The organism is Streptomyces silvae, assembly GCF_016745505.1.
Taxonomy (GTDB): domain Bacteria; phylum Actinomycetota; class Actinomycetes; order Streptomycetales; family Streptomycetaceae; genus Streptomyces; species Streptomyces silvae.
In genome coordinates this window covers 39472-57211 of record NZ_JAERUC010000152.1, presented here as the reverse complement: position 1 = coordinate 57211, position 17740 = coordinate 39472, and the positions used below count along the sequence as shown (strand labels likewise).

At 68.8% G+C, this 17740-nt stretch carries 18 protein-coding genes and 1 tRNA gene; 9 read left to right on the top strand and 10 right to left on the bottom strand.

Annotated elements, in window-relative coordinates; all coding sequences use genetic code 11:
* Nucleotides 1-49: 49 nt before the first annotated feature.
* Nucleotides 50-766 (bottom strand): DUF5324 family protein, encoded by a 717-nt coding sequence (locus JKV81_RS24345; protein ID WP_129264588.1) that lies wholly within the window; start codon nt 764-766, stop codon nt 50-52.
* A 349-nt stretch (nt 767-1115) separates the two neighbouring features.
* Here JKV81_RS24345 and JKV81_RS24340 point away from each other — a divergent pair, with 349 nt between their 5' ends.
* Both JKV81_RS24340 and JKV81_RS24335 read left to right on the top strand, forming a co-directional pair.
* Complete coding sequence (locus tag JKV81_RS24340) at nt 1116-1643, top strand: peptidylprolyl isomerase (protein ID WP_129264587.1); 528 nt, start codon at nt 1116-1118, stop codon at nt 1641-1643.
* Nucleotides 1644-1760: 117 nt separating this feature from the next.
* Nucleotides 1761-2663 (top strand): rhomboid family intramembrane serine protease, encoded by a 903-nt coding sequence (locus tag JKV81_RS24335; RefSeq protein ID WP_202077773.1) that lies wholly within the window; start codon nt 1761-1763, stop codon nt 2661-2663.
* 243 nt (nt 2664-2906) lie between these two features.
* Here the strand turns inward: JKV81_RS24335 and crgA are convergent, their stop codons facing one another.
* The gene (crgA, locus tag JKV81_RS24330; protein ID WP_031090433.1) at nt 2907-3161 is read right to left on the bottom strand and encodes a cell division protein CrgA; all 255 of its coding nucleotides are present in this window, start codon (nt 3159-3161) and stop codon (nt 2907-2909) included.
* 137 nt (nt 3162-3298) lie between these two features.
* Between crgA and JKV81_RS24325 the strand changes: the two genes are divergently transcribed.
* From JKV81_RS24325 to JKV81_RS24305, 5 genes are all read left to right on the top strand, one after another.
* Nucleotides 3299-4066: a DUF881 domain-containing protein gene (locus JKV81_RS24325; protein ID WP_202077771.1), complete on the top strand. Its 768-nt coding sequence runs from the start codon at nt 3299-3301 to the stop codon at nt 4064-4066.
* Nucleotides 4067-4208: 142 nt separating this feature from the next.
* On the top strand, nt 4209-4397 hold the full coding sequence (locus JKV81_RS24320; RefSeq protein ID WP_099173291.1) for a hypothetical protein: 189 nt from the start codon (nt 4209-4211) through the stop codon (nt 4395-4397).
* Entirely contained in the window at nt 4394-5032 is a 639-nt protein-coding gene (locus tag JKV81_RS24315; RefSeq protein WP_129264584.1) for an aminodeoxychorismate/anthranilate synthase component II, read from the top strand. The genes JKV81_RS24320 and JKV81_RS24315 overlap by 4 nt, the downstream gene beginning before the upstream one ends.
* Nucleotides 5029-6552, top strand: a complete 1524-nt coding sequence (locus tag JKV81_RS24310) for a class E sortase (protein ID WP_129264583.1) — start codon at nt 5029-5031, stop codon at nt 6550-6552. Before JKV81_RS24315 ends, JKV81_RS24310 begins: the two co-directional genes overlap by 4 nt.
* A gap of 35 nt (nt 6553-6587) precedes the next feature.
* Entirely contained in the window at nt 6588-7316 is a 729-nt protein-coding gene (locus tag JKV81_RS24305; RefSeq protein ID WP_129264582.1) for a class E sortase, read from the top strand.
* A gap of 108 nt (nt 7317-7424) precedes the next feature.
* Here JKV81_RS24305 and pknB read toward each other — a convergent pair whose 3' ends face one another.
* The 6 genes from pknB to JKV81_RS24275 form a co-directional block, all read right to left on the bottom strand.
* Entirely contained in the window at nt 7425-9404 is a 1980-nt protein-coding gene (pknB, locus tag JKV81_RS24300) for a Stk1 family PASTA domain-containing Ser/Thr kinase (protein WP_202077769.1), read from the bottom strand.
* A gap of 171 nt (nt 9405-9575) precedes the next feature.
* Nucleotides 9576-11030, bottom strand: a complete 1455-nt coding sequence (locus tag JKV81_RS24295; RefSeq protein ID WP_202077767.1) for a peptidoglycan D,D-transpeptidase FtsI family protein — start codon at nt 11028-11030, stop codon at nt 9576-9578.
* On the bottom strand, nt 11027-12427 hold the full coding sequence (locus JKV81_RS24290) for an FtsW/RodA/SpoVE family cell cycle protein (protein WP_129264579.1): 1401 nt from the start codon (nt 12425-12427) through the stop codon (nt 11027-11029). Before JKV81_RS24290 ends, JKV81_RS24295 begins: the two co-directional genes overlap by 4 nt.
* Before the next feature lie 21 nt (nt 12428-12448).
* Nucleotides 12449-13939 carry a PP2C family protein-serine/threonine phosphatase gene (locus JKV81_RS24285; protein WP_124277869.1) on the bottom strand — a complete coding sequence of 497 codons (1491 nt, stop codon included), beginning with the start codon at nt 13937-13939 and terminating at the stop codon, nt 12449-12451.
* Between the two features lie 129 nt (nt 13940-14068).
* On the bottom strand, nt 14069-14584 hold the full coding sequence (locus tag JKV81_RS24280; RefSeq protein ID WP_099173299.1) for an FHA domain-containing protein FhaB/FipA: 516 nt from the start codon (nt 14582-14584) through the stop codon (nt 14069-14071).
* 10 nt (nt 14585-14594) lie between these two features.
* Nucleotides 14595-15455, bottom strand: coding sequence for an FHA domain-containing protein (locus JKV81_RS24275; RefSeq protein WP_129264578.1), 861 nt, complete (start codon nt 15453-15455; stop codon nt 14595-14597).
* Nucleotides 15456-15769: 314 nt separating this feature from the next.
* On the opposite strand from JKV81_RS24275, the gene JKV81_RS24270 reads away from it, so the two are divergent.
* Nucleotides 15770-15852, top strand: a tRNA-Leu gene (locus JKV81_RS24270).
* A 256-nt stretch (nt 15853-16108) separates the two neighbouring features.
* Here the strand turns inward: JKV81_RS24270 and JKV81_RS24265 are convergent.
* A complete protein-coding gene (locus tag JKV81_RS24265; protein ID WP_129264577.1) occupies nt 16109-16720 on the bottom strand; it encodes an FMN-dependent NADH-azoreductase in 612 nt (203 codons plus the stop codon).
* Nucleotides 16721-16869: 149 nt separating this feature from the next.
* Between JKV81_RS24265 and JKV81_RS24260 the strand changes: the two genes are divergently transcribed.
* The gene (locus JKV81_RS24260; RefSeq protein ID WP_129264576.1) at nt 16870-17214 is read left to right on the top strand and encodes a winged helix-turn-helix transcriptional regulator; all 345 of its coding nucleotides are present in this window, start codon (nt 16870-16872) and stop codon (nt 17212-17214) included.
* 58 nt (nt 17215-17272) lie between these two features.
* Here the strand turns inward: JKV81_RS24260 and JKV81_RS24255 are convergent, their stop codons facing one another.
* Nucleotides 17273-17725 (bottom strand): MarR family winged helix-turn-helix transcriptional regulator, encoded by a 453-nt coding sequence (locus JKV81_RS24255; protein ID WP_124277865.1) that lies wholly within the window; start codon nt 17723-17725, stop codon nt 17273-17275.
* Nucleotides 17726-17740: the final 15 nt, after the last annotated feature.

Below are 17740 nucleotides of genomic sequence, written 5' to 3'. Positions count from 1 at the left end.
TGAGGTCCTCCGGCGCCCCTCTTCGGCGTCTTGTTCCCGGCGGTGCGGGTCAGCGGCGCTCGTCGCCCTCCGACGTGTCCGTCCCGGCCTCGTTCTCGTCCTGCTTGGCGCGGACCTCGGGGTCGAGCACGGTCGAGCCGCTGCCGTCGACTGAGGTCAGGGGCGCTCGGTCGTCGGACACCTCGGTGGGGGCCGGCGGCTCGACCAGCCAGTCCGGGTTGGCCTGCTTGTCCCACCACTTCCAGGCGGCGAAGGCTCCGCCGGCCAGGACACCCAGGACCAGGAATCCCTTGGCCGCCCGGCCCGCCCTGGCCCGGCGCTCGTGCTTCCTGACGAGCTTCTGGATCTCCTTGGCCGTCACCTGGCCACGGAGAGCGGCCAGCGCCGCGGTGCTGCGGGCGGTGGCCTCCTCGGCCATGGGGCGGGTGGCCGCCACGGCGTACTCGACGCGCGGAACGGTGTAGTCCGCCGCGGTGCGCGCGGCGCTGCGCGTCCGGAGGGCGGCCCGCTGCGCGGCCTCGTCGACCTTGGGGGGCACATGGGTCAGTGCCTGTTCGATACGGGGGGCGAGATGCGCGCCGTACTGGACGCGGGCCTGCGCGGCTGCCTTCGACACCTTGGGCGCGAGCCGTGCGCGAGCCTCGTTCGCGTAGTAGGTGGCCTGTTCCTTGGCCGTGTCGGCGTAAGGCGCCACCACTTCCGCGGCGTGCTGCGCGCTGTCCTTCGCCGAGTAGGTTGCGGCGCGCACGCTGTCGATGCGGGTCACGGGATCCTCCTCATTGGTGGCGGGTAGGTACTCCGCCTATCCACCCAACTCGAAATCATGCCCGTCGGCGCCTGGCGCGCCATGCGGGACGGGCATCCGGGTCATGAACGTCATTCTCGGGCAATGCGGTGCAAGGGGAGCGTTGCCGCCGACGATGCCACGGTTCGGGCCGACGCGCTCCGTGTCGTCGGGCACTTGGCCGCATTTATCCCGCAGGAAGTGTGGGAAAGGTGCAGGAAAGCGGGCAACGAGGTGAGTGCCGCCCTTCCCGGTGCTGTGACCGCGCTGTGGGCAGGACGCCCCGTGCGAGGATCGGTGGGCATCAGCGAAGACTTACGGAAGGCAGACCGTGGCCGAGCAGCTTTACGCCACTTTGAAGACCAACCTGGGCGACATCGAGATCCGGCTGCTGCCGAACCACGCACCCAGGACGGTCAGGAACTTCGTCGAGCTCGCCGAGGGCGGGCGGGAGTGGACCAACCCGGAGACCGGCCGGAAGTCCACCGACAAGCTGTACGACGGCACTGTCTTCCACCGCGTCATCAGCGGTTTCATGATCCAGGGCGGCGACCCGCTGGGCAACGGCACGGGTGGCCCGGGATACGAGTTCGGCGACGAGTTCCACCCCGACCTCGCCTTCGACAAGCCGTACCTGCTGGCGATGGCCAACGCCGGGCCGGGCACCAACGGGTCGCAGTTCTTCGTGACCGTCTCGCCCACGGCCTGGCTGACCGGGAAGCACACGATCTTCGGCGAGGTCGCCGACGAGGCGGGCAAGAGGGTCGTGGACGCCATCGCCGCAGCTCCGACCAATCCGCGCACCGACCGTCCGCTCCAGGACGTGGTGATCGAGTCGGTCGCCATCGAGACGCGCTGACCCGGCGGGGCCCTGCGGGAACCAACCGCCCCGCTCGTCCGTACTGCTACATAACGGGCGAGCGGGGCGGTCGCATGTCTGCCCCCGCACGGACGAGGACCGAAGGGGCCGTGACCGATGGACCAGCAGCCGCCGCAAGACCAGGACGGGTCCGCGGCCGCGGGCGGGCCGCTCACGTGCTACCGGCACCCGGACAGGGAGACGGGAATCCGCTGCACGCGGTGCGACAGACCGATCTGCACGGACTGCATGATCGAGGCGTCGGTGGGCTTCCACTGCCCGGAGTGCGTCCGCGAAGGGTCCGGCACGGGCCACCACCCCGCGGCGAACCGGCCGCGGACCCTGGCGGGCGGGGGCGTGGCCGCCGACCCCAGGCTGGTCACCAAGATCCTGCTCGGCATCAACCTCGCCGTCTTCATCGCGGTCTCGGTTTCCGGCCGCTGGCTGCTCGACGACCTGCTGCTGTTCGGCCGGGCCTATTCGGGCGATCCGTCGGCCGGCGTCGAAGGGGTGGCGGAGGGCCAGTGGTACCGGCTGCTGACGTCGATGTTCCTGCACCAGGAGGTGCTGCACATCGCGTTCAACATGCTGGGGCTGTGGTGGCTCGGCGGGCCGCTGGAAGCCGCGCTCGGCAGAGTCCGGTATCTGGCGCTCTACCTGCTCTCGGGACTCGCCGGCAGCGCGCTCACCTACTGGATCGCCGCCCCCGCGCAGGGGACGCTCGGCGCCTCGGGCGCCGTCTTCGGCCTGCTGGGGGCCACCGCCGTGCTGATGCGCCGGATGAACTACGACATGCGGCCGGTGATCGCGCTGCTCGTGGTGAACCTGGTCTTCACCTTCACCTGGAGCGGGATCGCGTGGCAGGCGCATGTCGGTGGACTGGTGGCCGGGGCGCTGATCGCGGTCGCCATGGTCCACGCGCCGCGCGAGCGCCGGAATCTCGTGCAGTACGGCGCCTGCGGGCTGGTCCTTCTGGTGGTCGTGCTGGTCGTCGTCCTCAGGACCGCGGCACTCACCTGAGCGGAATCCGTTGCTCCAGGGGTGTGGTTGTCCACAGAGGGTGCCGGATCTTGTGCATGACGTGGGGAACAGGTGTGCCCCTTGTCGCTGAACTGGATTTTTCCAGTCAGAACAAGGGGCGTACCCTCGCGCGATGCGTAAGTGTGTAGTCACACCGGCGTCAACTTCGAGGGAAGTTATCCACAGATCGTCAGACCTTTTCCCCTACCTGTGGATAACTCTGTGGGTAACTTCAGGGCAGAGCTACTTCCACTGCGTGGAGACGCCGAAGCCACCGGCGATGAAGCCGAAGCCCACCACGATGTTCCAGTTGCCGAGGGCGTCGATCGGCAGATCGCCCTCGGTGACGTAGAAGACCACGATCCAGGCCAGACCGATCAGGAAGAGCGCCAGCATCACCGGCGCGACCCAGCTGCGGTTGGTCAGCTTTATGCTCGTCGACTGCTTCGCCGGCGGAGGCGTGAAGTCTGCCTTCTTGCGGATACGTGACTTCGGCACGAGGGACTCTCCTGTCGATGCGCTGCGTGACCGCGCAGTGATCTTGTGGCTGGCGCCGGGGCGCGAGGGGGAATGCTGCCTCCCCGGGGCGTCCGTTAGCGTAGTGCTTCCGTGGCGCCTAAGGAGATAAGGGTACGTTGAGCAATTCTGCCGAATCTCCTCGACGCCCTGCCCGGCGCCTGTCCCGGTGGCCGGTCCAGGGCCTCACCGCCGCCGTCTTCGCACTGGCCGGACTGATCTTCGTCACCAGTGCCAATACGGCCAAGGGGACCGATATCCGGACCGACTCCTCCCTGCTGAAGCTCTCCGACCTCATCCAGCAGCGCAGCGAGAAGAACGCGGAGCTGGACGAATCGACCGCTTCCGTGCGCGAGGACATCGACACCCTCGCCCGCCGCGACGACGGGAGCACCCGCGCCGAGGACGCGAAGCTCGACGCGCTGGAGAAGGCCGCGGGCACCACGGAGATCACCGGCGAGGCGCTCTCCGTCACGCTGAACGACGCTCCGGCGAACGCCACCGCCAACCCCGGATACCCGGATCCGCAGCCCAACGACCTGGTGATCCACCAGCAGGACCTGCAGGCCGTCGTCAACGCCCTCTGGCAGGGCGGGGCGCGCGGGATCCAGGTGATGGACCAGCGGCTGATCTCCACCAGCGCGGTGCGCTGCGTCGGCAACACGCTGATCCTCCAGGGGCGGGTCTACTCGCCTCCGTACAAGGTCACCGCCGTCGGCGACCGGGGGAAGCTGAAGCAGGCGCTCAACGACTCCACGGCCATCCAGAACTACCAGCTGTACGTGAAGGCGTACGGGCTGGGATGGAAGGCCGAGGAGGCCGACAAGCTGACGCTCCCCGGCTACTCGGGCACGGTCGACCTCCATTACGCACAGCCTGTGGAGTAGCCCCCGGGGACCTGCCGGCCGGCGCCCTCCGGGAGGCGCGCGCGGGACTGTGACGGACGCCCCGGCAAGCGGCTTTCCACAGCTGACCCACGCCTGTGCCCCGGCCGTTTAGTCTGGTGCCGTACCGAATGGAGGCAACAGCATGTACGGCTGGATCTGGCGGCACCTGCCGGGCAACGCATGGGTGCGGGGCTTCATCTCGCTCGTGCTCGTCCTGGCCGTTGTCTACGCGCTCTTCCAGTACGTCTTCCCCTGGGCGGAGCCGCTGCTCCCGTTCGGTGATGTGACGGTGGACGGCGAAGGCACCAGCGGAGCGGGGTCCGGCCAGTGAGCGCACGCATTCTCGTCGTCGACAACTACGACAGCTTCGTCTTCAACCTCGTCCAGTACCTCTACCAGCTCGGCGCCGAGTGCGAGGTGGTCCGCAACGACGAGGTGACCACGGCGCACGCCGACGACGGCTTCGACGGGGTCCTGCTGTCGCCCGGGCCGGGCACTCCCGAGCAGGCGGGCGTCTGCATCGAGATGGTGCACCACTGCGCGGGGAGCGGGCTCCCGGTCTTCGGCGTCTGCCTGGGGATGCAGTCGATGGCCGTCGCGTACGGCGGTGTGGTGGACCGGGCGCCGGAGCTGCTGCACGGCAAGACCTCCCCCGTCCTGCACGAGGGCAAGGGCGTGTTCGCCGGTCTGCCCTCCCCGTTCACCGCGACGCGGTACCACTCGCTCGCCGCCGAGCCGGCGACGGTCCCGCCCGAGCTCGAAGTCACCGCGCGCACGGCCGACGGCATCATCATGGGGCTGCGCCACCGCGAACACGCGGTGGAGGGTGTGCAGTTCCACCCCGAGTCGGTGCTCACGGAGCACGGCCACCTGATGCTCGCCAACTGGCTGGAGCAGTGCGGTGACGCGGGCGCGGTCGGGAGATCGGCGGGGCTCGCCCCGGTGGTGGGCAAGGCCGCGGCGTGACCTCACTCCGCCCCGACGCCGGGCAGGAAGGCCCGTACGCGCAGGGAGCGTACGAGCCCGACGGCACGTTCGAGGCGGCGGTGGAGCAGCTCGCGGATCCGCTGAACGACCCCTTGCCGGGACAGTTCGCGGACCCGTTGAACGATCCGCTGCCCGGAGGGCACACCTCACCCTGGTTCCGGGCGGAGGAAGCCCCGGCCGACGGCGGGGCGCCGCAGATGCCCCGGACGACGGCTCAGGGGCCCATGGAGCCCCCGGGCGAGTGGTACGACCCGGAGGGCTACCAGAGGGACTGGTACGGGCAGCAGGGGCCGGGAGCGGCTCCTGCCGCGGGCACCGTGCAGGGGACGGCGGTCATATCCGGCCACGGTGCGCCTCCCCCGGTGCGGACGGCTCCTGGACCGGGCCCCGTACAGACCCCGTCCGGGGCGTACGCCGAGCCTGTGGCGCCGGTGGAGTCCGCAGCCCGGCATGAGCCAGTGGTGCCGGTGGAGTCCGCGGCCCGGCATGAGCCAGTGGTGCCGGTGGACTCCGGGGCCCGTCATGAGCCCGTGGTGCCGGTGGAGCGCGAGGAGCCCGTCACCGATGTCCTGCCGGTCCTGAACGACGAGACCGTCGCTCTGCGGACCGCGGACACGCGGCGTGCGTCGGGTGCGGCCGGATCCGGAACCTCGGAGTCCGCCACCTCCGAACAGTCGCCCACAGGTGGCCGGGCGGAGCGCCGGCGCGCGGCTAAGGGGCGCGGGAGACGGCGGGTCGAGCCCCGCCGCGCGACGGAGTCCGGGGCGGCTGAGCCCGCCGCCCCGATGTCACGGCTCGAGGCCCGGCGCGCTGCCCGTGCCGCCAAGGACAGTCCGGCCGTGGTCGCCAGCCGCGTCATCGGCGAAGTGTTCATCACCTTCGGCGTGCTGATGCTCCTGTTCGTCACGTACCAGCTGTGGTGGACGAACGTCCGCGCCGACCAGATCGCCGGCCGGGAGACCAGCAAGATCCAGGACGACTGGGCGAACGGCGCGCGCAGCCCCGGGGCCTTCGAACCCGGCCAGGGCTTCGCCATCATGCACATCCCCAAGCTGGATGTGGTCGCCCCGATCGCCGAGGGCATCAGCAAGGAGAAGGTCCTCGACCGCGGCATGGTCGGTCACTACGGCGAGGGCAAGCTGAAGACGGCCATGCCGTCGGAGAAGCAGGGCAACTTCGCGGTGGCGGGTCACCGCAACACCCACGGTGAGCCCTTCCGCTACATCAACAAGCTGAAGCCGGGCGATCCGATCGTGGTCGAGACGCAGGACGCCTACTACACGTACGAGATGACCAGCATCCTTCCGCAGACGCCGCCGTCCAACGTGGCCGTGATCGACGAAGTGCCCACGGGTTCCGGCTTCACCGGCCCGGGCAGGTACATCACGCTGACGACCTGCACGCCGGAATTCACGAGTACGTACCGAATGATCGTGTGGGGCAAAATGGTCGAGGAACGGCCGCGCAGCAAGGGGAAGCCCGACGCGCTCGTCGGCTGAGCGGGCTGGACGACATCACGACAGGGACGGGTGCGGTGGCAGCGAGGACCGATCACGAAGAGCGCACCGACGAGCCGGCGGCCCCGGTGCGGCGCAGGAGCCGCCACCCCGTCGCCACGGCGGTGAGCCTCTTCGGCGAACTGCTGATCACCGCCGGGCTGGTGCTGGGTTTGTTCGTCGTCTACTCGCTGTGGTGGACCAACGTGCTGGCCGACCGTGAGGCGGACAAGCAGGGGAACACCGTCCGCGACCGCTGGGCGGGCGGGCCGGGGGCCCTGGACACCAGGGACGGCATCGGCTTCCTGCACGTCCCCGCCATGAAGAACGGCGAGGTGCTGGTCAAGAAGGGCACAGACACCGAGACGCTCAACAACGGCATCGCCGGCTACTACACGGACCCCGTGAAGTCGGCGCTCCCCTCGGACGCCCAGGGCAACTTCGCGCTCGCCGCCCACCGCGACGGGCACGGCGCCAAGTTCCACAACATCGACAAGGTGAAGAAGGGCGACGCGGTCGTCTTCGAGACCCAGGACACCTGGTACGTCTACAAGGTCTTCGCCGAGCTGCCGGAGACGTCGAAGTTCAACGTCGACGCGATCGCCGCGGTACCCAAGGAGTCGGGCGTGAAGAAGGCCGGCCGCTACATCACGCTGACGACGTGCACTCCGGTCTACACGTCGAAGTACCGCTACATCGTGTGGGGCGAGCTGGTGCGGACCGAGAAGGTCGACAGGGACCGTACGAAGCCGGAGGAGCTGCGGTAGCACCACGGACGAAAGCACAGGGCCCCGGTCACCGTGGAGGTGGCCGGGGCCCTGTGCTGTGTCCGTCGGTACGGCGTTACGCGGGTGGCGTCGCGCGGGTCGGTTCGGCTAGCCGTTCCGGCCCCCGAAGATGTTGCCGCCGCCGTCCCCACCGATGGTGGTCAGAGTCACCGTTTGGCCCTTGGGCACCTGGGAGTTGGCCCCCGGATCGGCCCTCATCACCAGGGCGTTCGGGTTGTCCGGCGAGTTGGGGGCGAGTGCGACCACGAGGCCCAGGCCTTCGAGCGCCCCCTTCGCGTCCTGGTACCGCTTGCCGACGATGTCACCGGGGATGGTGACCTGCTCCGGCTCGGCGGGGCCCTTGGAGACCTTCAGGACGATCTGGACGTTCTTGGGCTGCTTGCTGTTCGCCTCGGGCGTCTGCTCGATCACGGTGCCGGCGGCCTGGTCGGAGTCGACGTCGGTCCTGGAGACGTTCGCGAAGCCGACGCCCTTCAGCTGGGCCTCCGCGTCGGCGAACGACCTGCCGACCACGCCCGGCACGTTCTGGGTGGCCTCCTTGGCCACGGTGATCGTGACCTCGGTGTCCTTCTCCGCCTTCGAACCGCCCGCCGGATCCTGCGAGATGACCGTGTCCGGCGACTTGTCGGACTCGGCCGTCTTGACGTTCACCGTGAAGCCCTTGTCCTCCAGGGCCTTGCGGGCGCTGTCCGCGGGCTCGTCCACGACGTCCGGGACCTCGACCTTGGGAGCACCGGTGGAGACGACGACCGTGACGGTCTCACCCGTCTCCATCTGCGCGTCCGAGCCCGGGGTCTGGCTGCAGATCTTGTCCTTCTCCTGGGTCTCGCACGGCTCCTTGGAGCCGACCTTCAGGGTGACCTCGGCGTTCTCCGCGAGTCTCTGCGCCTCTTCGACCGTGGAGCCGACCATGTTCGGCACGTCGACCTTGCCGTTACCGCTGTCGTTGGAGCTGAAGATGTAACGGCCGATCAGGATCGCGCCGATGAGCACCAGGATGCCGGCGACGACCAGGAGGATCGTCGAGGTGTTGCTCTTCTTCTGGCGCCGGCGGCCCGGGCGGTCGTCGTAGCCGTAGCCGCCGTCGTCCGGATTGACCGGGGGCAGCATGGACGTCGGGGCGCCGCCCTGGTCCGCCGCCCGCAGGGCGGTGGTGGGCTGGTCGTTGCCGTAGGCGTCGTATCCGCCGTAGCCCGCCGCACCCATCGCCGCCGTTGCCGCGACCGGCTGGCCGTCGAGGCACGCCTCGATGTCAGCACGCATCTCGTCGGCCGACTGGTAGCGGTAGTCGGGGTCCTTGGTCAGCGCCTTCAGGACGATGGCGTCCATCTCGGGCGTGATCTCGGGGTCGAAGTTGCTCGGCGGCTGCGGCTCCTCACGTACGTGCTGGTACGCGACCGCGACGGGCGAGTCCCCCACGAACGGGGGCCGCACCGCGAGCAGTTCGTAGAGCAGGCAGCCGGTGGAGTACAGGTCGGAACGCGCGTCGACCTGCTCGCCCTTGGCCTGCTCCGGGGAGAGGTACTGAGCGGTGCCGATGACCGCGGCGGTCTGCGTCATCGTCATGCCGGAGTCACCCATGGCGCGGGCGATGCCGAAGTCCATGACCTTGACCTGGCCGGTACGCGTCAGCATGACGTTCGCCGGCTTGATGTCGCGGTGGACGATCTGGGCGCGGTGCGAGTACTCCAGTGCCTGGAGGATCCCGACCGTCATCTCGAGGGTCCGCTCCGGCAGCAGCTTGCGGCCGGAGTGCAGGAGCTCTCTGAGCGTCGATCCGTCGACGTACTCCATCACGATGTACGGGATGGAGACGCCGTCGACGTAGTCCTCGCCGGTGTCGTAGACGGCGACGATCGCGGGGTGGTTGAGCGAGGCGGCCGACTGGGCCTCACGGCGGAACCGTGCCTGGAAGGACGGGTCGCGGGCGAGGTCGGCCCGCAGCGTCTTCACAGCGACGGTGCGGCCGAGCCGGGTGTCGTGCGCGAGGTAGACCTCGGCCATGCCACCACGGCCGAGCACCGAGCCCAGCTCGTACCGGCCGCCGAGGCGACGCGGCTCTTCCATAACTGATCCAGCCCTCTCCGTCAGTCCCGACCGCACCCGTGTGTGGTCCGGCGGTGCGCTGCTCGCGCATACGCTACCGGGCGCTCCCGGCGTGATCGGCCCGCACCCGTCAGCTGATATCCGACCGGTATCCCAATGTGCTGGTGTGGACAGAAGTTGTGACGGGTGTCACTACTTTCCGTCGAGTACCGCCTTCATCACGTTCTTGGCGATCGGAGCGGCCAGACCGCCACCGGAGATGTCGTCCCGGTTGGCGTTGCCGTCCTCGACCACCACGGCGACCGCGACCGGTGAACCGTTGTCGGTCTTGGCGTACGAGATGAACCAGGCGTACGGCTTCTCGCTGTTGTTCAGGCCGTGCTGCGCGGTGCCGGTCTTGCCACCGACGGTGACGCCGTCGATCTGCGCGTTGGTTCCCGTGCCGTCCTTGACCACGGTCTCCATCATCTGCTGCACCTTCTGGGCGTTCTCCGCCGAGAGCGGCTCGCTGAGCTGCTCCTTCTCGGGGGTGTAGATGACGTCCAGGTTGGGTGCCTGGCGCTGGGCGACCATGTACGGCTGCATGAGCTTGCCGTCGTTGGCGATCGCCGAGGCCACCATGGCCATCTGGAGCGGAGTGGTGCGGTTGGACGCCTGGCCGATGCCCGCCATGGCGTTCTGCGGCGGGTTGTCCTTGGGGTAGACGCTGGCGTCGGCCCGGACCGGGGTGAAGACTTCCTCGTTGAAGCCGAACTTGTCGGCCTGCTCGATCATCTTCTCGTTGCCGAGGTCGTCGCTCATCTTGCCGAAGACCGTGTTGCAGGACCAGCGCAGGGCTTCCCGGAGCGAGGCGTCCTTGCAGGGGATGTTGCCCTCGTTCTGCAGCAGGTTGGTCGACTGCGGGAGCCGCCAGGGCAGGGGGGAGTCCGTCTTGGCGTCGATGTCCGTGTAGAGGCCGTTCTCCAGCGCCGCGGCGGCCGTGACGACCTTGAACGTCGAGCCGGGCGGGTAGGTCTCCCGCAGGGCCCGGTTCAGCATCGGCTTGTCCTTGTCCTCCAGGAGCTTCTGACGGGCGTCGGAGTCCTTCATGGAGTTGCCGGCGAAGACCGAGGGGTCGTACGAGGGGGTGCTGGCCAGAGCCAGGATGGCGCCGGTCTGCGGGTCCAGCGCGGCGACGGCGCCCTTCTTGTCGCCCAGCCCCTTGAAGGCGGCCTTCTGGGCGGCGCCGTTGAGGGTGGTGACGATGTTCCCGCCGGTCTTCTTCTCCCCGGTGAACATCGACAGGGTGCGGTCGAAGAACAGGTCGTCACTGTTGCCGGTGAGGATGCCGTCCTCGATGCTCTCCAGCTGCGAGGAGTCGAAGGCCTGCGAGGAGTAGCCGGTGACGGGGGCCCACATGGGGCCGTCCTTCCAGACGCGCTTGAACTTGAAATCGCTGTCCGTGGTCTCGACGGAGCCCGTGACGGGTTCGCCATCGACGATGATGTTGCCGCGTTCGTGGGCGTAGCGCTCGATCTGGACGCGACGGTTGTGCTCGTTCGCGTTGAGCTCGTCGGCACGGACGTACTGGATGTAGTTCGTGCGGACCAGCAGGGCCAGGACGAGGACGCCGCAGAAGATCGCGATCCTGCGGAGCGGCTTGTTCACGGTCGGACCACCTGGGTCATTTCGGCATCCGGGGATGGTGCGGGGGCCGGGGCTGGGCGTCGGGCGGTGTCGCTGATTCTGATCAGGATCCCGATGAGTGCCCAGTTCGCGATGACGGACGAACCACCGGCCGCCATGAACGGCATGGTCATACCCGTCAGCGGGATGAGCCCCATGACGCCGCCGGCGACGACGAAGACCTGGATGGCGAAGGAACCGGAGAGGCCGATCGCGAGGAGCTTCCCGAAGGGGTCACGGGCCGCGAGGGCGGTACGGACGCCGCGCTCGACGATCAGACCGTAGATGAGCAGGACGGCCATCATTCCGGCGAGGCCGAGTTCCTCGCCGACGGTGGCGAGGATGAAGTCCGAGTTGGCTGCGAAGCCGATCAGGTCCGAGTTGCCCTGGCCGAGGCCGGTGCCGAGGGTTCCGCCGGAGCCGAAGGCCATCAGGGACTTGGCCATCTGCTCACTGGCGGCCAGCTTGCCCCATCCCGCGAACGGGTCGAGCCAGGCGGTGACACGCTGCTGCACGTGGGGCTCGAACATGGCCACGCCTACTGCGCCCGCTCCGGACATCAGGAGCCCGAAGACGATCCAGCTGGTGCGCTCGGTGGCGACGTACAGCATGACGACGAACATGCCGAAGAACAGCAGCGACGATCCGAGGTCGGTCTCGAAGACCAGGATGAGGATCGAGAACGCCCAGACCATGAGGATCGGCCCGAGGTCACGGCCGCGGGGCAGGTAGAGGCCCATGAAGCGGCGGCTGGCGAGGGCCAGGGCGTCACGCTTGACCATGAGGTACCCGGCGAAGAACACCGCGATGATGATCTTGGCGAACTCTCCCGGCTGGATCGTGCCGACGCCGGGGATCTTGATCCAGATCTTGGCGCCGTTCACGGCCGGGAAGAACATCGGCAGGATCAGCAGGAACAGCGCGACCAGCATGGAGATGTAGGTGTAGCGCTGCAGGATCCGGTGGTCCTTGAGGGCGATGAGGACGACGACCATGATGGCTACGCCCACGGCCGAGAACATCAGCTGCTTGGAGGCCGCCGCCGCGAAGTTCGGGGTCGCCTGGAAGCGCTCCGACTGGTCCAGCCGCCAGATGATGGCCAGGCCCAGCCCGTTCAGCAGCGTCGCCAGCGGCAGCAGCAGCGGGTCCGCGTACGGGGCGAATCTCCGTACGGCGATGTGCGCCACGCCTCCGAGCAGCGCGAGGCCCAGCCCGTAGCCGAGCATGCCGGCGGGCAGTTCGCCGTTGAGGGCGAGGCCCACGTTGGCGTACGCGAACACCGAGATCAGAACGGCGAACGCGACCAGCACCAGCTCGGTGTTACGGCGGCTCGGCGCGTCGATCGCGCCGATGGTGGTCGTGTTGGTGACAACGCTCATGTGCTGAAGGCCCCCTACGGCTTACTGCTTACCGCACTGCAGGGCCAGCTTCTTCTCTTCCTCCGAGAGGCTGGGGCCGGGAGTGGGAGTCGCGGTCTTGGTCCCCTTGGCGGGAGTCGTGGCTGACGTGCTGTCGGAGGCGTTGTCGGTCGTGCTCTGCTCCTTGGCGGCGTTGGCGTCCGCCTCGGCCGCGCGGCGCTGCGCGTCCTTCTTGCAGGCGGAGGCCTGTGCTTCGAGTTCGCCGATCTTCTTGTGGGCATCGGAGAGGTTGCCCTGGGAGATCGTGGCCTCGACCTTCTTGCGCCAGTACGGCGGGAGGTACTTCAGTTCGATCTTGGTGTTCTCCTCGACCTTCGAGAGGGACACCCAGGCGAGGTCCTGGCTGATGCCCCGGTACAGCGCGACGTTGTCGCCCTTCGTGCCCACGTAGAACTGCGTCTGGGTCCAGCGGTAGCCGCCGTAGACGCCACCGCCGATGACGGCCAGCGCGAGCACGATGTAGAACGACCGCTTCAGCCACCTGCGGCCGCCGCGGGGCTTGACGAAGTCGTCGTCGGTGTACGAGTCGAAGGCGCCGCCGTCCGGGCCGGAGCCGTAGCCCATGTCGTCCCCGCTGCCGGGAGGACCGAAGCCTCCGGCCGGCGGCGGCACGGGGCGGCCGAGGCCGGCCGCACGGCCCGCCGGGGTCTCCATGGCACGGCCGTCGTTCGCCTGGGCGGCCTGGTTCTCGGCGACCGCGCCGACGATGACCGGGGTGTCGTTGAGCTGTCCGGCCAGGGTGTCGTTGCTGTCGACGTCCAGGACGTCCGCGACGATGCAGGTGATGTTGTCGGGACCGCCGCCGCGCAGGGCGAGCTGGATGAGGTCCTGGATGGTCTCCTGCGGGCCCTGGTAGCTGGCCAGGGTCTCCTCCATCGTCTGGTGGGAGACGACGCCGGAGAGACCGTCCGAGCAGATCAGATAGCGGTCACCGGCACGGACCTCCCGGACGGAGAGATCGGGTTCCACGTGGTCGCCGCTGCCCAGCGCCCGCATCAGCAGGGAGCGCTGCGGGTGGGTGGTGGCCTCTTCCTCGGTGATCCGGCCCTCGTCGACGAGACGCTGCACCCACGTGTGGTCCTGGGTGATCTGCGTCAGGACGCCGTCACGCAGGAGGTAGGCGCGGGAGTCGCCGACGTGGACGAGGCCGAGGCGCTGACCGGTCCAGAGCAGGGCGGTGAGCGTCGTGCCCATGCCCTCCAGCTGAGGGTCCTCCTCGACCATGACGCGCAGCTGGTCGTTGGCCCGCTGCACCGCCATGCCGAGCGAGGTGAGGATGTCGGAGCCCGGGACGTCGTCGTCGAGCTGCACGAGCGTGGAGATCACCTCGGAGCTGGCGACCTCTCCGGCCGCCTGGCCGCCCATGCCGTCGGCGATGGCGAGAAGGCGGGGGCCGGCGTAGCCGGAGTCCTCGTTGCCTTCCCGGATCATGCCCTTGTGCGATCCGGCGGCGAAGCGCAGGGACAAGCTCATGCGCACCTCGCCCGTCGGTTCGGGGTACAGCCGGTCTCGAGCCACACTGCCCACCCTCCGGTCGGGAGCCGGGCCGCGTCCGTCGTCAGGACCGCGGCGGCTCGCTCGCTCCGCTCGCTCATTGTCGTACTACTTCCGCAGCTCGATGACGGTCTTGCCGATGCGGATCGGCGCGCCCAGCGGAACAGGTGTCGGGGTGGTGAGCCGGGTCCGGTCGAGATAGGTGCCGTTGGTGGACCCGAGATCCTCGACGATCCACTGGCCGTCACGGTCCGGGTAGATCCTGGCATGCCTGCTGGACGCATAGTCGTCATCCAGCACGATCGTTGAATCGTGCGCCCGGCCCAGGGTGATGGTCTGGCCCTGGAGGGCGACGGTGGTGCCGGTGAGCGTGCCCTCGGAGACGACCAGCTTGGTGGGTGCCCCGCGGCGCTGGCGCCCGGACTGCTGGCGCTGCTGAGGCGGCGCTGCCTGCTGTTGGCGCCCCTGCTGCGGGCGTGTGTCGGCGGCAGTGCGGCGTGAGCCGCGCTGCGTGACACGCGTACCGAACAGGTCGCTGCGAATGACCTGGACGGCCACGATTACGAATAGCCACAGAACAGCCAGGAAACCTAGCCGCATGACCGTCAGGGTCAGCTCTGACATTGCCCCCGCTTCACCCTTCGGCTTGCCGGTAAACGATGGTGGTGCTGCCCACGACGATCCGCGAGCCGTCGCGGAGCGTAGCGCGGGTGGTGTGCTGCCCGTCCACCACGATGCCGTTGGTGGACCCGAGATCCTGGATCGTCGAGGGCGTTCCGGTCCGGATCTCACAGTGCCGGCGCGATACGCCGGGGTCGTCGATCCGCACGTCGGCGTCGGTGCTTCGTCCCATCACCAACGTCGGGCGGGAGATCTGATGGCGGGTGCCGTTGATCTCGATCCAGCGCCGCACCTGGGCGTCCGGCATGGGGCCGGACGCGGCGGGCGGGCGCCAGTCGCTGGAAGGGCTTCCGGAGCGCCCTGCGCCCGGCGGCGGGGCCGGGGGCATGGGAGGGGCGGAGGCCGGCGGGTAGCCGTAGCCGCCCTGGCCCTGAGGGGCGGCGGGGCGGTTGGGCGGGGAGTGGGGAGCGGGGCCGCTCTGCTGGCCCTGCTGTGACGAACTCGACGCCAGGGTCCGGCTGCGCACGCGGTAGAGACCCGTGTCCAGGTCGTCCGCCTTCTCCAGGTGGACCTTGATCGGTCCCATGAAGGTGTAGCGCTGCTGCTTGGCGTAGTCACGTACGAGGCCGGACAGCTCGTCCCCCAGCTGGCCGGAGTACGGGCTGAGCCGCTCGTAGTCCGGGGTGCTGAGCTCGACGATGAAGTCGTTGGGCACGACGGTCCGCTCGCGGTTCCAGATCGAGGCGTTGTTGTCGCACTCGCGCTGGAGGGCTCCGGCGATCTCGACCGGCTGCACCTCGGACTTGAAGACCTTGGCGAAGGTGCCATTGACCAGACCTTCGAGACGCTGCTCGAAACGCTTCATGACTCCCATGGGGCACCTCCTCCGGTGTCGTCATCCCTGTACTGCTTACTGATCGTATCCACGCGTCGGGAAATCGGCTGGTTCCCCTTGTCTGCACAGTGGATGAGTGTCACCTCTCACACGGATCGTAGAGGTGCCCTCCTGACAGTGTCCCGCACTCCGGGTGCACTCAGGAGGAGTGGGGCCAGGCTTTGTGCGTTCCCGGTTCCCGTCGTGGGTCCGGGGAAACAACGGATGTGAATCCACCCTGTCCAGCGTGCTAATCTTCGGATGTCGCCAGGCGCTCACACCACTCGGTGGGAGAGTCTGAAAACACCACTCATGCGCGAGTGGCGGAACGGCAGACGCGCTGGCTTCAGGTGCCAGTGTCCTTAGGGACGTGGGGGTTCAAATCCCCCCTCGCGCACAACTGGCAGTCGCTTGCGACTGCCGGGTTGGTTCGACAGAACCCCCGCACCGGATCTCCGGTGCGGGGGTTCTTCGCTGTGTGCTGGATCGGCGGCGCGCTGGGGGTGTTGTGGCGAAGCCCGCATCCGGTGCGGAAGCGCGGCCCGAGGGGGCTCTGTTTCACGTGAAACGTCGGATCCGCACCAATGAAGCGCTTCGTACGGGTCGCCCGTAAGGGGTCGCGTCCAGGCGCCCAGGTGTTCAGGCGGGCTGCGTCAGGCGGCGAGCCGCGCCGCGAGCGCCTTGGCCTTCTCTGCCGCGTCCGTGAACGCCTGGGTGCGGGAGGCGTCCGCGAGGGGGATCAGCTCGGCCATCTCCGGCTTCGAGTGCGCCAGCGTCAACTCGGGCACTATGAAGTCGACTTCGGCCCCCAGCATGCCCGTCAGCACCTTCTCCAGGTAGTTCTGGACGAACTCGAAGTCCTCGCGCGGGGTCCCGGGGGCGTACGAGCCGCCACGGCTGGCCACGACGGTGACGGGCGTGCCGGCCACGGGGCTGTCCGGCCCGGCGTTGTGGCCGACGATGATCACTTGGTCGAGCCATGCCTTGAGGGTCGACGGGATGGAGAAGTTGTACATCGGTGCGCCGATGAGGACGGCGTCCGCGGCTGCGAGTTCGGCTGCCAACTGCCCGCGCAGCGCGTCCTCGGCGCCGGCGGCGACGGCCGTGGCGTCCAGGTGGGGCAGGGGGTCGGCGGCCAGGTCGCGGTACACGACCTCGCCGTCGGGGTGCTGTTCGCGCCAGGCCGTGACGAACGCGGCGGTGACCTCACGAGACGTCGAGCCCTGGGGGAAGACTGCGGAGTCGAGGTGCAGGAGCGTGGCCATGGGGGTTCTCCATAGGAATCAGGCGGTGGCCCGGCGTGGTCCCACGGGTGACAACCGTGAGCGCGACCCGGCCTTTGAGTACGTACCTAGTAATAGCATAGTCCCTTACTTTTAATAAGCCCCGAACGTCGGAGCAGTACTCTGGGGTCATGGCGGATCACAGCGAACAGGCCTGTCGGCAGGTGGATACGAGCATCACTCGCGTCTTCGAGCTGTTCGGGAAGCGCTGGACCGGCCCGATCGTCTCGGTGCTGATGCAGCAGCCGGTGTACTTCGCGGATCTGCGACGGGCGATCCCGGGCATCAGTGAGCGCATGCTCTCGGACCGGCTGTCGGAGCTGGGGGCGGCCGGTCTCGTGGTGCGGCAGGTCGACGAGGGGCCCCCGTTGAGAGTCGCGTACCGGTTGACGGAGGCCGGGGCGGCCCTGGAGCCCGCGCTCAAGGAGCTCGGGCGGTGGGCGGACGCGCATCTGGCGGGGCCGGGGGGCTGCTGACCGGCCGGCCTTCATCGCGGCGGGTCTGTCGGTGGCCGGTGGTTGACCGGGCTCGGCCTTATTGCGGCGGGCTGTCCTCGCCCGCCGCGTTGTAGCGCAGCAAATACTCCGCGAACTGTTCGAGATCGTCCGACGTCCATGTCCCGAGCCGCTCGCGATAGGCGGCACGTCGGCTGGCCTGCGTCGAGGCGAGCGCCTTGGTGCCCGCGGCGGTGGGGTGCAGTACCTGGATGCGCTGGTCGTCCGGGTCCGGATGGCGCTCGACCAGGCCGAGCTTCTCCAGGGCCGCCACCTGTCGGCTGACCGTCGACTTGTCCAGCATGTAGTGCGCCGCCAGGTCGGTCGCGCGGCACCCGTGCCGGTGGTCGATATGGGCGAGCAGCGTGTACGAGACCAGCGGCAGATCCGGGTGGAGTCGTGCCGCGGCCGAGCGTGCACGGCGTGCGAAAGCGGTCAGTTCGCGCTGGATGACATCCAGCGACTCCTCGCGTTCCCGGGGGGCGTCTGCCACGTGAATCACCTTCTC

Bases quoted from the DNA above. Each gene is read 5' to 3' on its own strand.
- JKV81_RS24335 (WP_202077773.1), top strand. From the start codon at position 1,761: ATGGACCAGCAGCCGCCGCAAGACCAGGACGGGTCCGCGGCCGCGGGC.
- JKV81_RS24320 (WP_099173291.1), top strand. From the start codon at position 4,209: ATGTACGGCTGGATCTGGCGGCACCTGCCGGGCAACGCATGGGTGCGG.
- pknB (WP_202077769.1), bottom strand. From the start codon at position 9,404: ATGGAAGAGCCGCGTCGCCTCGGCGGCCGGTACGAGCTGGGCTCGGTG.
- JKV81_RS24290 (WP_129264579.1), bottom strand. From the start codon at position 12,427: ATGAGCGTTGTCACCAACACGACCACCATCGGCGCGATCGACGCGCCG.
- JKV81_RS24285 (WP_124277869.1), bottom strand. From the start codon at position 13,939: ATGAGCTTGTCCCTGCGCTTCGCCGCCGGATCGCACAAGGGCATGATC.
- JKV81_RS24280 (WP_099173299.1), bottom strand. From the start codon at position 14,584: ATGTCAGAGCTGACCCTGACGGTCATGCGGCTAGGTTTCCTGGCTGTT.
- JKV81_RS24275 (WP_129264578.1), bottom strand. From the start codon at position 15,455: ATGGGAGTCATGAAGCGTTTCGAGCAGCGTCTCGAAGGTCTGGTCAAT.
- JKV81_RS24265 (WP_129264577.1), bottom strand. From the start codon at position 16,720: ATGGCCACGCTCCTGCACCTCGACTCCGCAGTCTTCCCCCAGGGCTCG.
- JKV81_RS24260 (WP_129264576.1), top strand. From the start codon at position 16,870: ATGGCGGATCACAGCGAACAGGCCTGTCGGCAGGTGGATACGAGCATC.